Annotated in this window: 16 protein-coding genes; 3 read left to right on the top strand and 13 right to left on the bottom strand. The window is 41.5% G+C overall.

Features of this window, described 5'->3' with window-relative positions; genetic code table 11:
* Positions 1 to 203: 203 nt before the first annotated feature.
* Entirely contained in the window at positions 204 to 935 is a 732-nt protein-coding gene (locus AC3RV5_RS10855) for a MauE/DoxX family redox-associated membrane protein (protein WP_489731936.1), read from the bottom strand.
* Complete coding sequence (locus AC3RV5_RS10850) at positions 928 to 1458, bottom strand: DUF305 domain-containing protein (RefSeq protein ID WP_489731935.1); 531 nt, start codon at positions 1456 to 1458, stop codon at positions 928 to 930. The genes AC3RV5_RS10855 and AC3RV5_RS10850 overlap by 8 nt, the downstream gene beginning before the upstream one ends.
* Positions 1459 to 1576: 118 nt before the next feature.
* Here AC3RV5_RS10850 and AC3RV5_RS10845 point away from each other — a divergent pair, with 118 nt between their 5' ends.
* A complete protein-coding gene (locus AC3RV5_RS10845) occupies positions 1577 to 1981 on the top strand; it encodes an ion channel (protein ID WP_489731934.1) in 405 nt (134 codons plus the stop codon).
* Positions 1982 to 2040: 59 nt separating this feature from the next.
* On the opposite strand, the gene AC3RV5_RS10840 is transcribed toward AC3RV5_RS10845, so the two are convergent.
* A complete protein-coding gene (locus AC3RV5_RS10840; protein ID WP_489731933.1) occupies positions 2041 to 4716 on the bottom strand; it encodes a TonB-dependent receptor in 2676 nt (891 codons plus the stop codon).
* A 454-nt stretch (positions 4717 to 5170) separates the two neighbouring features.
* Between AC3RV5_RS10840 and hutC the strand changes: the two genes are divergently transcribed.
* Positions 5171 to 5875, top strand: coding sequence for a histidine utilization transcriptional repressor HutC (gene hutC / locus AC3RV5_RS10835; protein WP_489731932.1), 705 nt, complete (start codon positions 5171 to 5173; stop codon positions 5873 to 5875).
* 105 nt (positions 5876 to 5980) lie between these two features.
* Here hutC and AC3RV5_RS10830 read toward each other — a convergent pair whose 3' ends face one another.
* The 8 genes from AC3RV5_RS10830 to AC3RV5_RS10795 all read right to left on the bottom strand — a co-directional run bounded on the left by AC3RV5_RS10830 (position 5981) and on the right by AC3RV5_RS10795 (position 16978).
* Positions 5981 to 7831, bottom strand: a complete 1851-nt coding sequence (locus AC3RV5_RS10830) for a 2Fe-2S iron-sulfur cluster-binding protein (protein WP_489731931.1) — start codon at positions 7829 to 7831, stop codon at positions 5981 to 5983.
* Complete coding sequence (locus AC3RV5_RS10825; protein WP_489731930.1) at positions 7828 to 8586, bottom strand: PepSY domain-containing protein; 759 nt, start codon at positions 8584 to 8586, stop codon at positions 7828 to 7830. Before AC3RV5_RS10825 ends, AC3RV5_RS10830 begins: the two co-directional genes overlap by 4 nt.
* 85 nt (positions 8587 to 8671) lie before the next feature.
* A complete protein-coding gene (locus tag AC3RV5_RS10820; protein WP_489731929.1) occupies positions 8672 to 9172 on the bottom strand; it encodes a DUF411 domain-containing protein in 501 nt (166 codons plus the stop codon).
* Positions 9173 to 9295: 123 nt separating this feature from the next.
* Complete coding sequence (locus tag AC3RV5_RS10815) at positions 9296 to 9655, bottom strand: hypothetical protein (protein WP_489731928.1); 360 nt, start codon at positions 9653 to 9655, stop codon at positions 9296 to 9298.
* Between the two features lie 378 nt (positions 9656 to 10033).
* The gene (locus tag AC3RV5_RS10810; protein ID WP_489731927.1) at positions 10034 to 13171 is read right to left on the bottom strand and encodes an efflux RND transporter permease subunit; all 3138 of its coding nucleotides are present in this window, start codon (positions 13169 to 13171) and stop codon (positions 10034 to 10036) included.
* A 17-nt stretch (positions 13172 to 13188) separates the two neighbouring features.
* Positions 13189 to 14997 carry an efflux RND transporter periplasmic adaptor subunit gene (locus AC3RV5_RS10805; protein WP_489731926.1) on the bottom strand — a complete coding sequence of 603 codons (1809 nt, stop codon included), beginning with the start codon at positions 14995 to 14997 and terminating at the stop codon, positions 13189 to 13191.
* Positions 14997 to 16454, bottom strand: a complete 1458-nt coding sequence (locus AC3RV5_RS10800) for a TolC family protein (protein ID WP_489731925.1) — start codon at positions 16452 to 16454, stop codon at positions 14997 to 14999. The genes AC3RV5_RS10805 and AC3RV5_RS10800 overlap by 1 nt, the downstream gene beginning before the upstream one ends.
* Complete coding sequence (locus AC3RV5_RS10795) at positions 16454 to 16978, bottom strand: DUF411 domain-containing protein (protein ID WP_489731924.1); 525 nt, start codon at positions 16976 to 16978, stop codon at positions 16454 to 16456. Before AC3RV5_RS10795 ends, AC3RV5_RS10800 begins: the two co-directional genes overlap by 1 nt.
* Positions 16979 to 18024: 1046 nt before the next feature.
* On the opposite strand from AC3RV5_RS10795, the gene AC3RV5_RS10790 reads away from it, so the two are divergent.
* Positions 18025 to 19362 (top strand): APC family permease, encoded by a 1338-nt coding sequence (locus tag AC3RV5_RS10790; protein ID WP_489731923.1) that lies wholly within the window; start codon positions 18025 to 18027, stop codon positions 19360 to 19362.
* A gap of 130 nt (positions 19363 to 19492) precedes the next feature.
* Here the strand turns inward: AC3RV5_RS10790 and AC3RV5_RS10785 are convergent, their stop codons facing one another.
* Positions 19493 to 20386, bottom strand: coding sequence for a cation diffusion facilitator family transporter (locus tag AC3RV5_RS10785; RefSeq protein WP_489731922.1), 894 nt, complete (start codon positions 20384 to 20386; stop codon positions 19493 to 19495).
* A gap of 55 nt (positions 20387 to 20441) precedes the next feature.
* Entirely contained in the window at positions 20442 to 20756 is a 315-nt protein-coding gene (locus AC3RV5_RS10780) for a P-II family nitrogen regulator (RefSeq protein ID WP_489731921.1), read from the bottom strand.
* Positions 20757 to 20766: the final 10 nt, after the last annotated feature.

The raw sequence follows: 20766 nt of genomic DNA, 5'->3' as shown, positions 1-20766 counted from the left end.
TCACCACAGCTTTAAAATCATTAGCCGTTTGCCGTGATGTTAGTTTGTGGTCTGCTATATTGAATCCGTTTCGTTTATGTTACTCCTTGCAGTGCAGACCATATGGGCAGTTATGGTCGATTAGCGCCACACCGTTTTGCTCAATGTGCGCCTAAATTAACAGAAGCTAACGCGTGATTAGCCTCTGTCTTGAATAGCAGATTTTACTGCATCAACATAATCAGCCCGCCCCCAATCATGAATAGGTTTTCCGTTAGCGATACAAATCCCAGTGGAACGTTGCTGTCGCCTCCGACACAGGCGCATTTCAACTCACGTTTGTCGATGTAAACCGCTTTAATAACCGAAATTCCACCTACCGTACCAATAAATAACGAAATTGGCGCTACCCATAGTGCAGACAAAGACGCGATCATGCCAATACCTGCATAGGCTTCGAGAAACGGATAAAGATACCCGTAACGTATATTCTTCATAGCCAGCAGATCATAGGTAATAAATGAATTGGTAAAGCTGTAAAGATCTTTTAGTTTTTGCACGGCCAACAACACCATTGACACAGCAATAAACAACATTAATGTCCGAATAGATAAAATAGTGCCGGACACCCCTATCTGAAATCCCAAAGCAACCAGTGCTGCCACACTGAAAATCGCAATAACAGGTGTGTATGTAGTACCGGTTTGCCCGGCCTCGCCTTTCCCAAAATATTCCCGAAGGGCGTCATACCCGCCAATACGTTCGTTTTCTATAAAGGCCTGTGGAGTCGTTTCGACATTATGTTTGGCTTTAAATTCATCAGCCGCTTGCCGCGTAGTGAGCTTATGATCTTCAATAGTGAATCCTTGTCGCTCCAGTAAATCTTTGGAACGCAGGCCATAGGGGCAAATATGTTCGTCTGTCTCCATACGGTATAATACAGCTGTCTTATTCATCTTCTTCTCCTTTATTCAATTTCCCCTCAAACTTGGGCACAGCTCTGGCATTCGCTTCAGTTGTGGTCTGGGCCACCCCGTTCTGCTCAATATCGCCAATTAACCATTCCATTTCTTTGATCTCTTTACGTTGTGCTTTGATAATACCGTCGGCCAATTCACGAACCCTAAGATCTTCAATATTGGCGCGTTCACTGGTCAGAATAGCGATAGAATGGTGAGGGATCATCGCTTTCATCCAGGATGCATCGGCAACGGTTGACTGCGAGCGTACAAGGTACACAGATAGGATAAATAAAAGTGCCGCACCTATAAATATAACCATATTCAAAGTTTTGTTTTTATACATACCCAGCATAAAAGCAAGCATGATAATGGCCATACCCGCACCCATGTATAGCGCCATATAGGTTCTAGTTTCGCTGAACCAGACATGTGACATTGCGTAGGTATTGAAGTACATCATGATAAACATGGCAATGGTGGATGTAACAATCATTGCTGTAAATTTTACATAATTCATCGAGTAATCCTTTCATATTGATTAATAATTTAAGTAAAAAGCAGTGTTTTTACAATGACTTGGGGCTAGGCATGATATTTCATGCAACATATACTCCAACTTTTTATATAGGTGATTTATGATAACTACGCTGTTAATTTCACTGCTAGCCGTCTCTGCTGCACTTTCAATACATTACGTTAATATCACCTGGCTGGCCGACAGCATTACAGGTAAATTTAACAGCCGATTTGCGGCAATGCAGATTACTATATTGATTGCGGTGGGCAGCCAAGTGTTAAACGCAGGGTTATTCTGCCTGTGCTACCTGATAGGGGTTGAATTGGATCTCGGGGAATTTAAAGATGGACACAGTGTGAAAGATATTTTTTATTTTTCGTTAACGACCATCACTACGTTAGGTCTGGGGAGCTCACAGCCCACCGAAGACTTGCGTTTAATGGCTGGAGTAGAATCAGCAACCGGATTTTTACTTATAAGCTGTTCAGCATCAAAGTTATTTACTTGTATGACTAATAAATAAAGCTTGTCACTAATGAGTACGTGACAAGCTTCAAATCAACAGGCTAAGTATATGACAACTTAAAAGTGATAATTTACTCTCACAAAGCCTTTTCGACCTAACAAATCATAGGTCATCACATCGGTATTGGCGTCATTCCATGAGGTAAGATAAGGAGCCTCTTTATCGAAGATGTTATCTATGCCCATTGAGACGACAAGATCATCATTTACGAAGTAGGACGCGGCTAAATCTGAATAAGTCAGCGCATCAACAGATTTCCCCAAGGGGTCAAAATCACCGCCGTTAACATCATCAGCCCCACCTATATAACGCAATGAATAGGTAGCAGTCCATTTTTCGCTCATCAATGAAAAGCTGAAATTACTGCGCCATTTGGTATAACTACCCTGATCTTCAGTAATAAAACCCACTTTATCAATTGTCGGTTGACCAGAAAAGGGGGTACTTTCATGATTGAGTAATCGCGTGATATCCAGGGTAGAACGGGCATCCAACCCCATAATGTCGAATTTATAAGCGATATTAAAGTCAAGCCCGCTGACCTTTTCTACCGCGGCGTTCACGGGGCGCTGATTTAATTCGCTCACCTGATTAGTAACCGGATGGCGCGTAAAAGTATCGCAAAATTGAGCATTGCCCTGGGGATCTTCGTAACACAACTTCAGCATATCTGAACCATTGACAGACGTTATGGCGTCTTGGATTTCAATATTAAAATAATCCACAGTGGTGGACAAACCTTCAGCAAATCCGGGTTGCCAGACAATGCCGATGGTGGTGGTATCAGCTGATTCTGCACCAAGATCCGGGTTGCCACCGACACTGGTTAGTACGGTTGTTCCATCCTGGACAAAATCCGCTGGCACCCCGGCTGCCTGGCAATTTGTGGCAATGACGCCAGTCGCATTCTCGCAGGGATCAATTGTGCGTAAGTTTTCACCATTTGTACCACCAAATAGCTCAGTGATCACAGGTGCTCTAAAAGATGTAGACTGAACCCCCCGCACCATTAATGTATCATTCACATTCCAGGTTACGCCCAGTTTATAGGTGGTTTCAGCTCCCACAGTGCTGTAATCGGAATACCGGGCGGCCAACTCTGCCGTTAAGTTTTTAACCAGCGTCATATCGGTTAATAATGGTACTGACAATTCAACAAAGGCTTCAGTTACATCATAACTACCGCGAATCGGATCTTCCTGACCATTGCGCAGTACGGTTGAATCCGGATCACGCCAGCCTTTTTCAGCACGTTTTTCAGCGCCAACGGCAAACCCCATGGTACCAGCAGGCAATTCGATTAAATCCCCGTTAATATTGGCTGTCCAGCTGCGCATTTCATTGCCACCCGTACCTTCACGACGATATTTAACGTAGTCAATGACTTCCTGGCTCAATTCATTTGCACCGAACCAGTCACCACAGGGAATTCCATTACTATTGTCATAACTACAAACACTGTCATCCAAGGTTTGAGAGGCGCGGGCCGGATCAATATCAAATGTCCAACCATCCGTGCCAGTATTACGCCCATAATTGAAGGCGACATCCCATTCCCAATCATTCTCAAGAGCGCCATTGATGCCCGTTACTACACGCACCGTATCGGTTTCCTGGAAGAAATAAGGGGCGCCTAACTCAGTATTTCTGCGGCGTTGAAATTCAAGATCTTGCCCTGTCGGGTTATATCGAAAATCGGCTCCGACCTTTATTCCTGCAAAGCCATTTCTGGGTGTAACAATTTGCTCGCCTTTGCGCTTGGTATACATCGCTTCGGTGAATAAACTTAATGAATCATTAATTTCATAATCTACAAAGCTGGAAATATTAATACGCTCTAACGGGCTAACGGCATTGAGGTAAGGGATATATACAAAGCTATGCTGGGAGGCATCATAGGGGCCATAATCATTGCCACGATTGGCCGTATCGGCATCCTGGTTAAACTGTACTTGGGTACCATCAGCCAAAAGCGCTCGCCCTCCTTCGGTAGTGCTGCTACCGAAACATTCAAACGTGCCCTCTTCAGTCCCAAATTTTGAGCATTCAATACGGTCAGATTGACGTACGGCCGAAGTATTTGAATAGTTCGCGCTAAAAATGGCATTTCCTCGATCAAAATTACCACCAAGTGTGAGGCTGACGTCTTGATTTTCTCCATCGTTTTCGTCGGTTATACCGGCTTTTATGTTTAACTCAGCTCCATTAAATTCTTTTTTGGTAATAATATTTACCACTCCTGCAACGGCATCTGCACCGTATATTGCCGATGCACCATCTTTTAATACTTCGATACGCTCGATCATCGAGGTCGGGATCATATTTAAATCCACAGAACTATTAGCCCCCGTTCCGCCTCCCACCACCCGGCGACCATTTAAAAGCACGAGGGTACGCTTTATCCCTAAACCCCGTAGGTTAACCTGAGCAGTTCCATATCCCCCACTGGTCCAGTAGGCATTGGTTGCATTTCCTGCCACTCCAGCAGAGAAGGACATTTCTTGTAATAAATTCTCAACGTTAGAAATGCCTGACATGCTTATATCAGCCGAAGTTATGATAGATACAGGACTGGCTGACTCAATATCAGTTCTTTTTATTTTTGAACCGGTAATTTCGATTCTCTCTACTTTGGCCGCTTCTTGTGCGTTGACTAATGTGGGAATTGTAACAATTCCGGCAACAATCATGGCTGTACAAATACGAGAAGTCTTTAAATTTAGGTGTTTCATGTGTTATCCCTCGTGCTTTTTGAAAATAATTATTTTATTAGAAAATACCTGTGCCCCGTACTTTTATATACCAACATACTGGTATATACAACAGCTTAGTTTTAATACAGACACTGCATACATCCTAATAGGTAAAGGAATAAACCGATCAAATGCGATTTGAGCATTTCGCAACGTGGTATATACTACAATTTATTTTTTCAATTTTTATTTATCGATTTGGGCTCAATTGCTCTTGTACTCATGCATAAGTTGCGGAATGATAGGTAAGCTAAAAAAAGGAATATAAATTAACCATGATTGAAAATGAACTGTTGAGAAGTATTTAGGATTATTTATTAAAGAGTGAATACCTTTAATAATTAATTTCGCGAGGAATTAACTAAAAAGATATGCAAATCATTTACTTGGTAGCTGCCTTTTTTGCGCATTATAGAAGTTAGAAGTGGAACTTATGATACAACCCAAATATAAGCTAATTGCTGAATTCATCAAAGATAAGATGGAATCGATGAAGTGGCGGGAAGGGTATAAAATTCCGTCTGAGACCGATTTAGCGACTCAGTTTTCTGCAAGTCGTATGACTGCGAGAAAGGCAGTCGATGAAGTGGTTAACTTAGGTTTGCTTGAACGTATCCCCAGTGTGGGTACGTTTGTTAAATCTATTATTCCTCAGAGCTCACTATTAGAGATAAAAAATATTGCGGATGAGATCTCGTCGAGGGGACATTCCCACAAAATGACAGTACTCAGTAAGTTGACGCTTGTACCAAACGATGCGATTGCCATAAGTTTCTCCTTACAAAGTAAAAATGTGTTTAAAATAATCATCATTCACTTTGAAAATGACTTCCCCATTCAGCTCGAAGAGAGATACGTCAATGCGGATAAAGTGCCTCTTTTTTTACAGCAAGACTTCAGCAAAATTACGGCGCACCACTATTTAACCTCAGTGGCTCCCCTAACTGAAGCTGACATCTGTGTAGAAGCTGTAATGCCGACAAAAATACTTAAACATAATCTACATTTGAATGACAATACTCCTTGTCTGAAAGTAACAAGGAGTACGTATTCGAATGGGCAACCCATCAGTTATGTTGTTTTATATCATCCCGCCAACAAATTCAAACTAACCAGTAGTTACCGGATTGGTCATTAGTACTTAGAGTGTTCAGCTAAGTTATCTGCCCGTGCTTGCCTATACAACCTCCCTGTAAAGCGCCAACTTAAACCCTAGACAATAACGAGACGGTGATTGTTGCTATTATTTGAACAAGTCGAATCTGATATCCTCATCTTTAACACCTTTACTGCGCAAAAATGCAATCACATCGTCCATTAATCCTTGAGGCCCACAAAGGTAAAACTCCAGAGCATGTATATCCCCCAAGTTATCAAGATTCAATGCCAAAATATGTTGTGCGTAACCCGTTGCACCTAACCATTTATCTTCAGGCCTTGACAGAATTGGGTAGTAATGAAAATTAATGTTGCGTTCGGCAAGCTGATAAAAATGGTCCACATACAGTAAATCGATCTCAGCACGTGCGCCATAGAAAAAGTGTATTTGACGACGTGTTTGAGTGCTGTGGTCCTTGTGTTGGATTGCCAATTCTTCATCGATTAACGACTTTAAGGGGGCCATACCGGAACCGGCTCCTATAAATACTATATTTTTCTCACTGGATTGTTTGATAGCGAATTCTTCAAACGGACCTATGACTTCAACCGTTTTACCTAGTTCAAGGTTACCAAGGTAATGTGATGCCAACCCGGGACGCACGTCCTCATGGGGGGCAGATTGAATTTTAATTGTAAACACAAGTTCATCAGTAGCCATGGCCGACACGGCGCAAGAATAACTCCTTGTGCAGGGATCGTGGTCAAATTGAATGTCTTTGACATGTTGCCAATGTGTCTTGAGATCTTCAGGCAATGACGAGGGAATCGATTTACTTTTGGCAGCCGGGATAAAGAAACGCATAAAAGCACCGGCCTGATAGGGGATGCGATAGCCGCCTTTAACTTTGAAGCGTAATTCTTTAATAAACGGACTTAAAAAACGACTTTGCATAAGTTCAAGGGTATGCTTTCTGGCATTCGTCACATCCATTAATGTCATATGACTGACATCATCACTAAAATGCTGACAAGCCAAACGATAACCTTGTGCCAATTCATCGTGGTTAAAATGTAGCTGATCCGCCGATGTGGCTTTAACCGGGGGGCTGATCATTACTTTGCACCGTCCACAGGTGCCGCCTCCCCCGCAGGTAGAGGGTAAAACAATATCGTGCTCAACCAGGCCATCAAGCAAATTAGTGTGGGTTGAGAACGTGACACTGCCCATGCTTTTACGCGTCTCATCAAACAGCTTTACTTGGCGCTTTTTAGCAAAGAGTTTTATTTGATACTGTCCACGAAAACCCAGATCAACCGTCCAAATTATACCGGTGAAGGATAACCATAAAGAAACAAATGCAAACAGAATCATCTGCACGCTATTGAAACTTCCCTGGTTAGCATAATCCATAAAGTGCAACATAAAAAAGATATCCGCCAAACGTTTATCTTCATCACTGTGTCCTACTATGCGGCCAGAACCCGCCTCAACATAAACACTTGTCTCGACATCATCATCAAAATCTACCTGCCAAGTCGGATTCTGTTGCTTAGGAAAGTCACTGATTAAACCACTAAGCAATGCACTCGAACGGATCTTACCTGGGCCATTGTACGACTGCTTTGCTAAGGCGTTGGCCATCGCTTGATCTATGGTGATCTGGTGTCCAGTATATGCATCAACAAGCGTGTAGTGATTTTCAAAGTTGGCGTACAAGCCCTTTTGGTGTGTGAGTTGGTAAATCGGCTTAGATAGTAATATTGCTGAAGTTAACAGCACACTGGGCTGAAAATTTGCTAACACTTTCGCCGGTTCCAGTAACCTTTGAGGATCAATATTCACTACTGGTTGTGAATGTGACAGGTAGGCATGACCCGCTGCTTTATCATGATCCATCAAGTTAAAGTATATTCCACTGGTCAACCACAACAAAAATTGAATTCCTACAATAACAGACGCCCATTTATGTATTTTCCTTATCCATGGCATCATGATTTATCGCCTTTATTTATGATTGCTGACTCTAATGCAGGATCCATTTTTTCACTGTTCATTTTAAAGACTCTGAAATAGACCAACATAAGACCAAAGATACACGCCAAGATACCGGTCAAGGTAATCCAGAAAAGAAGCATGTTATCGATCTCTTCTGCATCACCGTAGTCCATGATATGAAAGCGAAACATCCAATCAAATAGTCGCCAAAATTCATGGCGTTTACCGACCAATTGGCCACTTTGAGCCGATACATAAATTGATGGTGAGCCGAAATCATCAAAATTTACCCGCCAAGCAGGAAGTTGCCGGCGGCTTAACTCAAAGGGTGGATTATCAATCAGTAGTTCGGCTTCATTGATCTTCCCTTCACCACTGTAATAGTATCTGGCCGCATTTTGTGCCGTTGCTTTATCTAGCGGAGACAGCAGACGGCCCTCGACGGCATCAACAAGCAGTACTTTCCCCTCCACTGTAAATCGATAGACGTTAGCATTGATAAATGTGCCGACTCTTATTTGTTCAGCTTGTGGATAATCATTGAGTAGGTTCTTCAATGAATACTGCATCTCGTTTGGGGTTATTTTAGTTTGGTGATTAATCACTAAACTGTCGCCATGAATGTAGTCAATATCAAAAAAGACCATATAGGCCCCGGTGACTGACCAAATAACAAATTGCACGCCAACAAATAGCATCAGCCATTTATGAAATTTACGGCTGGTTTTGAGCATTCCCATCGATTTATTCATTAGTGCCCCCCCTTATGTCAAACGTTTTCAGCACCTGGTTAACAAACTCATCACTGGCTGTATTTTTTTTATTCGTTGGGTACATTTAGAATTGCTCCTCGTAATGATTCACCATGGCGTAGTCTTGACTGCTACCATCGTTGAGTAATAGCAATATTTTATATGGCATAAAACGCTCGCCAACTTCCATTCCAGGTGAACCTAGAGGCATTCCTGGCACAGATAGACCCAACGCATCAGGATGCTGTTCTTGAAGAAACTTTTTAATAAATTTGGCTGGAACATGGCCTTCAAATACATAACCTTCTATTGATACAGCGGTATGGCAAGATTGGTATTTTGGTTTGATATTGAGTTTAGATTTTATATTTCCAATATCGTAAAAATCGTGAGTAGAGGCTGCAATACCTTGATCTTCAATGTGGCTCACCCATTTTTTACAACATCCGCACGAGGGTGTTTTGTACACCTCTAGTTCAATTTTACCTGTTTTTTCAAGTTCATTCCCCTGAGCAATGACAGAGACACTTAGTGTTATAAAAATCACCCACATTAAATTATTAAAATATTTATTTATTAGATACATATCGCCCCCGAATAAATCGGCTAGGTACAACAAAAATTAGATGTTGAAAAGTTAGTTAAAATGAAATTGATACGCTGAATTTAGCACTCGATTTGAGTGAATTTCAGACACACTGATCCTAAGTTAGGAAATTATGGGTGGTCGAAATAAGGAGGTAATATCAGGTTGGAGTACGAAGCCAGGGGGCTGGCCAATTTTTTGATGATTGGTTCCAGGAGCAATATAAACCGTACCATTTGTGATAATTGAGAACGAAGAACAGGCACTGACAGGACATGAACAGTCGTTATCACAACAATCTGGTTTTTTAGTTTTCTGATGATCCATCATCATTTTACTAAGTGGCATATTGTGATCCATCATTTTCTGATGCGTTTTCTGCTTTTCAGTGGAATTATTTGTCGAACAAGATAATGACGCAGCAAAGGTTTGACCGAAGAAGGCCAACAACAGTGCAGCAACAATAAACTTTCTATTCAACATATACAGCATTCAACTCTATAACCACATAAACATCACATTCATATTAATCGGCATTAGAGACGATTTAAAGGCTTTTATCCAATCGCTCTTTTCAGTCCTCTGTGTTCGCGATCAGCTCACGTCAGAATTCTTCTGATTTATTGGGCCATAATGGTGTTCGACGATTAATCTTTCAGTTACTTCTATTGCTCCGGTTAAACGATTGAACAAGTAATAATTTACATGGCGCTATGAAGTGGTCTAACTACAGGCTGAATGTAGAGATCGCCATATTGAAACGATCTCTAGAAACAAAACATACATAAACACCGGATATAGACTAATCAAAAACCAATCTCAACTATTTATGAAATGCTGGTTTTTAATACGTTCATGCCATTATGTTTTTGACGCGGTGCTTTTTATCGATGACGAGCGCCATAAATAAAATAACGTTGGCAAGATAAGCAACGTCAATATGACCGCACTTGACATGCCACCAACCATCGGCGCAGCAATACGGCTCATTACTTCAGAGCCAGTGCCTGTCCCGTACAAAATTGGTAACAAACCAACAATAATCGCTGCTGCGGTCATCATAACCGGGCGAACACGCATACCTGCCCCATTTAAAACGGCCTGTAATACATCTGCTTTCGTAGTAGGAATATTTTTTAAATGGTGCTCGCTAAGCATTTCTTGGTAAGCTTGATTTAGATAAACGAGCATAATGACGCCAATTTCTACCGCCACCCCCGCTAGCGCGATAAAACCAACACCAACCGCCACAGAGAAATTGAATCCTTGTATATACATCAACCAAACACTACCTACCATAGCTAGTGGCAAAGTTCCCATAATCATCGCTACTTCTATAACATTACGGAAGTTAAGATAAAGCAAAATGATGATAATAAATAAGGTTAATGGCACAACGTAAGTCAACTTAGCTTTAGCACGTTGCATGTATTCATATTGCCCTGCCCAGGCGATAGAATAACCGGCAGGCAACTCTAATTTATCTGCCACCACTTTTTGTGCGTCAACAACATAGGTTCCAACATCAACGCCATCAATATCAACGAATGCCCAGCCATTTAAGCGTGCATTTTCAGATTTAATACCTGGAGGGCCATCTTCTATGATGATATTAGCAACATCTCCCAATGAAATACGTTGTCCATTAGGCGTCACTATCGGTAGCAGTGATAACTGTTCAGGGGAGTCACGATAGTCTTGAGGGTAACGTAGACTCACAGGATAGCGCTCTAAACCTTCAACCGTTTTAGTGACATCCAGTCCACCAATTGCAGTAGCTACAACCTGTTGAATTTCAGCGATATTTAAACCATAACGAGCTGCTTTCGCTCGCTGAATATCAACCTTTATATATCGACCGCCCGCAACACGCTCTGAATAAACTGAAGCGGTTCCAGGTACGTCTTTTAAGATGATCTCTATTTGTTTGCCGATATCTTGAATAACGTTCAATTCAGGTCCAGCGATTTTTATACCAACAGGGGTTTTAATTCCTGTTGCTAACATATCAATACGTGTTTTTATTGGCATGACCCACGCGTTAGTCACGCCAGGAAATTTTACCAATGCATCCAGCTCTTTTTTCAAGCTTTCTGTCGTTACTCCCTCCCGCCATTGATCGTGTGGTTTTAACTGAATAAAGGTTTCTATCATTGTAAGAGGCGCGGGATCTGTTGCAGTTTCAGCTCTTCCCACTTTACCAAATACTGTTTTCACTTCTGGAACGGTTTTAATCAGCTTGTCAGTTTGTTGTAGCAGCTGACGTGCCTGACCAATAGAAATACCAGGATAAGTAGTTGGCATATACATGAAGTCACCTTCATCAAGTGGTGGTATAAACTCACTACCGATTTTATCAAGTGGGTATAAACCCACGCCAAGTACCATTAATGCTACTAATAATGTCGTTTTTGGAAAACGTAGAACGGTTTTTAAAGCCGGCATATAGATAAAGGTCAAAAATCTATTTATCGGATTTTTATGCTCAGGTAAAACTTTACCTCGAATAAAATACCCCATCAGTACGGGTACTAACGTAATGGCCAGGGCGGCAGAAGCAGCCATTGCATAAGTTTTGGTAAACGCTAGCGGGGCAAACATTCGCCCTTCTTGCGCCTCTAAGGTAAATACTGGAACAAAACTAACGGTTATAATTAATAAACTAAAGAATAAAGCAGGCCCTACTTCACTTGCCGACTCCACTACGACTTGCCAGCGATTTTCTTTGGTTAATGGTGTTTTCTCCATATGTTTATGCATATTCTCGATCATGACGATAGCACCATCAATCATCGCACCAATAGCAATAGCAATACCTCCTAACGACATGATGTTGGCGTTAAGCCCTTGTAAATGCATAATAATAAAGGCTGTTAAAATACCTACTGGTAAACTAACAATCGCCACTAAAGAAGAGCGAACATGGAATAAGAAAATTATACAAACTAACGCCACCACTCCAAACTCTTCTAATAGTTTATATGCCAAATTATCAACTGCTCGTTCAATCAGTGCAGAGCGGTCATAAACAGGCACAATTTCAACGCCATCCGGTAAACCTTTTTTTAGTTTCTCAAGTTTTTCTTTTACACCTTTGATCACCTGCTGAGCGTTTTCACCGTAACGCATAACGACTATGCCCCCAACGGTTTCACCTTCACCGTTAAGCTCAGCAATCCCCCGGCGCATTTGAGGCCCTGTGCCAATATCTGCAACATCCCTTAGCAGTAATGGCGTGCCATTTTGATTCACTCCCAATGGGATGTTTTCTAAATCTGAAACACTTTTCAAGTAGCCAGTGGCTCTGACCATGTACTCAGCTTCGGCCATCTCGACAACTGATGCCCCTATTTCTTGGTTACCCTGCTGAATAGCCATTTGAATAAGTGATAAGGGAATGCCAAAGGCTCGCAGTTTATCTGGGTCAATTCTTACTTGATATTGCTTAACCATCCCCCCTAATACGGAAACCTCAGATACGCCAGGGACTGTTTGCAATTCATACTTTAAGAACCAGTCTTGCAAACTGCGCAACTGACTCAAATCATGTTGACCCGTTTTATCAACTAAAGCATACAAGTATACCCAGCCAACACCTGTTGCATCAGGACCTAGTTGTGCACGAGCATTACTGGGTAAATTTGGAGCAACTTGACTTAAATATTCAAGTACCCTTGAACGTGCCCAGTATAAGTCAGTACTCTCGTCAAAAATGACGTACACATATGAGTCACCAAAGAAAGAAAAACCGCGTACGGTGACTGCACCCGGCACTGATAGCATGGCGGTGGTCAATGGATAAGTTACCTGATCTTCAACAACTTGTGGCGCTTGACCTGGGTAGCTTGTTTTTATTATCACTTGCACATCTGATAGATCAGGAAGTGCATCAATAGGTGTTTTGTTGACAGAATATAATCCAGCGCCAACAAGTAACAATGTTGCTAGTAGTACGAGAAATCGATTACCAACGGACCAACGAATAATAGAAGCAATCATAATAGTTTAACTCCTAATTAGTGGTTTGAATGATCAACAGGCGTTTCTTGCACTGAAGATTTAACGCCTGATTGTGCATCGTCAGTCAATTGCGCAATATCGGTGATAATAAAGTTTCCGTCACGTATTTCGAAGGTAAACCTAACTTCCATGCCTTGGCTTAACCCATTCAACCTCACGTCTTCATCAGTAATAAAATCAAGTGTAGCGGCTGGTCTGTTCCATTTTTCTATCGCTGAACGACTTATATTAATCATTCCATGATCAATCATGAGTGAATTGATAATGCCTGTTACTGTCGCGCGGTTATCACCATTATCTTGCGGCATATCCATTTCACTCTTTGTACTTTCATCGGGCACACGAATATTACTTACTTGATAATCACCGCTAGAGGTTTTAGTTAACTCAACCTGTAAGTTAAGCCCCTCTTTGAGCCCAGAAAAGTCAACGGTATCTGTTGCTGTAAAGTCCATTGTCATCTCTGGCCAATCCCATTCAGGTATCGCATCATGTGTTAGCGTTAGCATTTTGTGACTAGGCATAGTGCTTTGTATTGTTGCCTGCACCCACACTGATGAAAGTGCTGCTCCGTCGCGGTTAGAGTCTTCGTGATCCATACGCTTAAAATCTGATGATTTACTTGACTCTGAATCAAGTAAAAATTGAGCTGAACTTACAATTTCCTCCCCTTCGCTAAGCCCTTTAAGTATCTCGACGCTCTCAGTGCCATAACGACCCACAGATACTTCAACAGACTTAAAGCTGCCGGAACCTAATGCAAGAACAACCCTATCTTGACTACCCGTTCTAATAAGCGCTTCTTTGGGAATGAGCAACGCTTGTTCATTACTGGTTGTATGAATTGCAATTTGTGCAAACATATTAGGCTTAAACCCCCCCTCTTCATTATTGAAACGCAAACGTACTTTCACCGTGCGTGTTTTAGGATCCAGCGTTGGATAGATATAATCCACTTGACCTTTCCAACGTTTACCGGGCAAATAATCAAGTGTCATGGTAACCGGCATACCCGTTTTTACTTGGCCGGCCTGCCTTTCAAATATTTCACCCACAACCCAAACTTCTGATAGGTCACCGATTGACATCAAAGTAGAACCCGGTTTAACGAAGAATCCTTCACGTATTGTTAAGTTTTCAATGACACCATTTTGAGGTGCATAAAAAGTAACCATTTGTTGAACTTGTTTAGTTTTTTTCAGTTTTGCAATGGTCGATTTAGGTAACTGTAATGCCTGCAATCGATTTTCGGCGGCACTGATTAAGCGGTTGTTTTTACGATCTAATGCTAATAGCAGTTCTTCTTGAGCATTAACTAATTCTGGTGAATAGATATCGTATAATGGTTGGTTCTTTTTAACCGGATCACCAACAGCCTTAACGTATAATTTTTCGATCCAGCCTTGAATACGCGGGTGAACATGAACGAGTTTATCTTCGTCGTAAGTAACATACCCCACAGTGTTTATTTCGGTGTGTAATGCTCTATAGTTTACGGTTGACGTTCTCACGCCTAAGTTATTTACGACAGCAGAAGAGATGCGGATTGTTCCAGGCCCTTCATCAGGCCCTTTTCCCCCATCATCATATACGGGCACTAAATCCATCCCCATGGGCGATTTACCAGGTTTATCTCTCTTATAATTTGCATCCATTGGCGCAACCCAATAAAGCGGCTTTTTTTCATCAGATACAGCGCTAGTTACTTGCTCACTACCCGAAGTTGCTAAAAAATGATACGTACCAAATGTGAGAATACCGCCTATGATCATGCCAACCATTATTGGTTTAATATAATTATTCATTATTTTTGTCCCGAAACAGCAACATATTGATTGCTATTGGTTAATTTCATATTTTTTTGTATGATTGCAGTATTGACACTGTCAATAAAAAGGTAGTTAAGCTCTAGCCGAATCTTTTGTTCCTCTACGTTTAGTGTGAGCTCGTCTATTTCAGCGTTAAGCACCTCGATACGTGAGCGAACCACTTCCGCAAAATCGCCATCATCATTGGTATAGGCTGTCAAAGAAGCTTCTGCTTGATCATGTATTTGAGGCAATAACTTTGATTTATACAAACTCTGTCTATCTTTTAAGCGCAGTAACCTGCCCTTTGCGCTCGAAAAAGAACCCAGCAATTGCTTGAGCAACAATAGTTTTTCGGTTCTCACAGCTTCTGTTTTAGATATTGCTGATTGAACCTCTTTATCTTGTCGGTTTTCAGTAAATAGTGGCAGATCGAACGTTACGCCAACTGAGAATAAATCGGCTCTACTAGTGCCCATTGGATCATCTGCACGATATCCATAGCTAGCATTAACCCCCCATTCAGGTTTGTATTTTTGCTTAGCTAATGTAATCCCAGTTTTGGTTGCATCTACTTTCTTTTCTAAAGCAACTACAGACGGGTGATTCGAAAAGTACCGGACCAATTCTCCAGGTTGAAGCCAACTTTCGTTGTAAACTAATTTACGATTAAGCAAGTTAATGAGAGGCAGTTGTTTACTGAGCACTATATTATTTAAAGAAAAGTCAGTTACCAATGTTGCCTCATCAAATGAACCATTCCCCGTAGAAAATTTTGTCAACCATTGGGAAAGTAGCCCTTCATAATGATTTTTTTGTTGGCCTAATATATCTAACCGCTCCTCCAAACGTGTTAACTCTAATTGTGCTCGAACAATATCTTGCTGTCGGGTTTTCCCTATACCTGATGAATAGCTTGCTTCAGCCACATCTGCCAATTGTTCGAATAATGATCTGTTCTTTTCAATTAATGCGATACTTTCCTGAACTCGATAAGCATCCAACCATAAACTTCCTACGATAACGGCTACTTTTGATTCTCTGTCTTGTCTTTGGTACGGAAACGCTCTACTTTGAATCATTAATTGTTGGCTTTTAATATCCAAAGTATCTCCTCGAGGAAACATTTGTGAAATACTCACCTGAGCCTGTGTCATGCCTTCCTGACCAAAATCAAAGCCATTGGTCGGCAGGTTTGCAAGTCCGATAGATATTTTTGGATCGGGTAATGTACTTTCTGCTGTACTCATCGATTCAATGGCTTTCTGCTGATGTATATTTCCGGTTAACCATGGATCGTTCTTTTGAGCTGACATGACTGCCTTTTCAAAAGATAAAGGAGTGTTAACACTCCTTATTGTGGTCTGTGCAGCATTGACATAAAAAACCGTTAAAGCGAGGACCCCCGCACTGCATTTTCTGCGGAACTTGGTGTTCCCATTTAGCTTATTCATTAGAATTGTTCCTCATAGGAATGAACACTCGCGTAAATTTCAGACGTTCTATCCGACTTCAAAAGTAAAACCCTGTATGGCTGAAACTTGTCATCAACTTCCATACCGGGTGTACCTAAGGGCATACCAGGAACAGACAAACCGATAACGTCGTCAGCGTGTGTCTCATCCAAGAATTGCTGGATGAACTTTGCAGGTATATGGCCTTCAAAGGCGTACCCATCTTTGGACATAGCGGTATGACAGGAACGATATCGGGGCTCGATACCTTTTTCATCTTTAATGACTGAAGGATTTTGATAAATATGAACGTTCGATTGAATTCCATGTTCGTTGATATGACTGTTCCACTTGTTACAACAGCCACAGTTGGGATTTTTATAGACATCTAAAACAATAGATTGTGACCTAGCATTTTGAGTCTGCGCCGCACCGGCAATAGTTTGGTTATCAGTGCAACTCGCAAGTGCAATTATCGCAAAAAAGGTAGCTATAACTTTTAAAGTTAATTCATTTGAAAACATAACCCCCCCAATAGGGATATCAATTAATATTTTTTAATTAATTAGGTTATTTTTGATGAGGTATAAAAATATTTCTATATACACCAAGATCAAAAAAACCTAATACAGATATTAGTTATATAAATGAACCAAATTTTGGACACATTTATTCTGTATTTAACTTAATATTGGAGGGCGATATAAAGATGTTAACTGGGGGGTCTGTACTAAAAATGAATAGGAAATTATTTTAGATGATAGATCAAGGATTGCATCTGAGCCAATGGCTACATCCTTAATTAACACAGCAATGCATGAACAAGCAACAGTGACGCAGTAACATGTTTTAACACAACAATCGTCAGTTGATTTTTCTGAATCGTAAGAATAACCACTAACCATGCTATGCTTACTGGGATCCATCACTGATATATTTTGCGATTGTTCCTGACTATTCATTCCTGACATGCTCATCATTTGATAAGGCATAATAGTAGACGCCATAGTCTGACTAAAAAAAGCCAAACACACCAGCAATACCATTAATTTATTAAGAAAGTTAAAAGTCAAAAATCAACAACTAAATATAAAAATTGAACTAAATAGTCGCATAAACAACATTTTTTTTCAATCAGAAATAACATGAATCATCGATAACATGATGCTATTTGATGCGTTTACCGAGATGACCTTTCCCCAAAATTTAAAAGCATGAAGTGGTGGCAGCCCATATATCTGGGGTAAAAAACTGGAAAAGGGGTCGGAGTGATTTTCCCAAGTTGCAGAAGGATTTCCATTTTTTTGGCAAAATATGCCAAACAGGCACATCCTGACAGAGACAGGAAAACCGGGCGTTTGGCTTGAATTCGATTATTTATTAAAGTCCAACTTTTGTACCTAGGCTAGGTTCGTTTACTTCAAATATTTCAGCGACTTGCCCTATGTTAAACGACGAAAAATAAAGGATAGCTCAAAGTAATAAACGTTTAATTCTGGCTAGACAGCCAGATATTGAAAATTGCATACTTACATTTCATATCCGTCGCACATATCTAAGGAACAATTATATGCAAAACGATTCGTATAACAAAGACAGTTTAACGCTGGCAGGAACAGTGGCCATGGGCACAGGTGTCATGATCGGTGCCGGGATCTTTGCACTAACGGGTCAAGTCGCCGAATTATCCGGGCCACTTTTCCCGCTTGCCTTCCTGATTGGCGCCGTGATCAGCGGGTTTAGCGCCTATACCTATATAAAAGTATCCAATAAATATCCGTCGGCTGGTGGCATCGCAATGATTCTCAAAAAATCATATGGCCCATCGACCATCACTGGTGCGGCGGCATTAATGATGGCCTTTTCGATGATTATCAACGAAAGCCTGGTTGCACGAACATTTGGGACTTATACGCTCCAATTGTTCGATATAGGCGGCGATTCCGCACTGGTTCCAATACTCGCGATAGGCCTGATTGTCTTCGCATTTATCGTCAACATCGCCGGCAACAAGATTATTGGCACGATATCTACCGTCACTGCGATTTTAAAAATAGGCGGAATACTGATTTTCTCCCTTACAATTCTTTGGGTATCTGGGTTCACATTTGAGTTTATCCAAAGTACGCCAAACGAAGGCGCCTCGCCTACCGGTTTTATTGCCGGGGTTGCACTGGCAATATTAGCGTTCAAGGGATTTACTACGATCACCAATAGCGGTGGCGAGGTTGTGGATCCTAAGAAAAATGTTGGTCGCGCCATCGTAATTTCTCTGGCTATCTGTTTGTTGGTTTACATGAGCGTTGCGCTGGCAGTAGGCTCAACGTTGAGCATAAGTGAAATTGCTGCCGCTAAAGACTATGCGCTGGCAGAAGCGGCGCGTCCTGCTTTTGGCCAATACGGGGTCTGGTTCACGGTTGCGGTTGCCATCATAGCAACCGCTTCGGGTCTGCTTGCTAGTGTCTTTGCCGTATCGCGCATGCTCGCGATGCTCACGGACATGAACCTCATTCCGCATCGCCATTTTGGCATGCCCGGTGATATTCAAAAGCATACGCTAGTATTCACCGTCATCGCAGCGGCCCTATTGGCTGCGTTTTTTGATTTAAGCCGAATTGCATCCTTAGGGGCAATATTTTATCTGGTCATGGACATCATCATTCATTGGGGCGTATATCGTCATCTCAAAGATGATGTCGAGGCAAAATCGTGGGTACTGCTAAGTGCCATCATTCTGGATTTGATTGTCCTTGGCGCGTTTCTGACCATGAAAGCGACTAGCGATCCAATGATTATTGTCATTTCTTTCGCTGGAATTGCCGGATTCTTTGCATTTGAGAAATATTATTTATCACAACGGCGGTCCGACGACAACGCAGAAACCAGCAAAGAAGACCATGCCCATTGATCTGGGCCATTATGCTGGCCTATCGATGTTTAGCTTCGAAAAAGCGTGAAAAAGGGGTCGGAGTGATTTAATGGGAAAATCACTCCGACCCCTTTTTCCTATCACTCCGACCCCTTTTTCCTTTTTCGTACTATATATCGGTGCTTTCATCTCTACATACCTCATCCGCAAATTCTAGCTCTATTGTAGTATGAATAAATTCAAATGCTTCGAGTTCGCTTTGAAGCTGATTTTTCAAGTTTTTAATTTGCGTCACTGTAACTTCGGTATTTAACACTAAGTGCACTGTCATTACACTGTGCTCACCGTCTAATGACCAAATATGAAAATGATGTAGCTCGGCAACCTCTGTTCTCGACAAGAGTATATTGCGTACGTCTTTTTCTTGCCTATTGTCTGGCGTCGCTTGCAAAAACAGCAGTATGGTCTCTTTAATATTTCGGCTCACATTAAACAAAATAAAAAGGGTGAAACCAATGGACAATATTGGATCCAATATTGGCCAGGACTTGAACATCAGTACGACTGAAACAATAAGCACCGCCACCCAGCCCAATACATCTTCAAGTAAGTGCCAGTTGAGAATGCGTTCGTTAAGTGTATTGCCTTCACTCAGTTTATAAGCGGCAAATCCATTGACCGCTATACCAAATATCGACAATAACAGCATACCTTCAACTTGGGGCATTTCAGGATCGGCAAGTCTGGGGATCGCCTCGAACAAAATCCAGAATGAGCCGAGCGTAAGCACCACGCCGTTAATTAATGCCCCAAGCAATGAAAAACGTTTGTAGCCGTACGAAAAAGTGGTGTTTGCCTCCTTGTCACTGAGTTTATTGAGCGCCCATGCCGTGCCAATGGACAGACTATCGCCCAGGTCATGGACGGCATCGGCCATAATTGCAGTACTGTTGGTTAACCAACCTCCAATAAACTCGATGATGGTAAACATGACATTGAGAAAGAACGCCCACCCAATCCTTTTGGAGGTTTCACTACCGCCAGCGTGATTATGTTTATGCATATACTCGCCTTTGCAAAAGCAATTTCTGTCGAGCTAAATTAAACGATTATTATGGCTACGCACCATTAATCGGTAAGGCTTGTTCTATAGGGCTAACATAAACCCAACCTGAAATATTTAGGCCTATCTTGGCCACTCGACGAATAATAGTTGTTACTTCATTAACTTGTTGCTCCTCACATACTAGGGACAATTGCACCTCGGAAATGACCACTCCAGTTTCGGCTGAATAAGATAATTCTTTCTCTCCCAATGGCGTCAAGGTCCCCTTGATATCAAGCAATGAAATATTTTTGTATCCGGCGTCGTGCAATGCGTCGACAACCGTTGCTGAACGAATGTGGTGAATTAAGGCTGTAATTAATTTCATGTTGAATTTC

This window comes from Paraglaciecola sp. IT1134, from assembly GCF_058068185.1.
The sequence above is the reverse complement of the archived record's forward strand: the minus strand, read 5'-3'. Positions and strand labels throughout refer to the sequence as shown.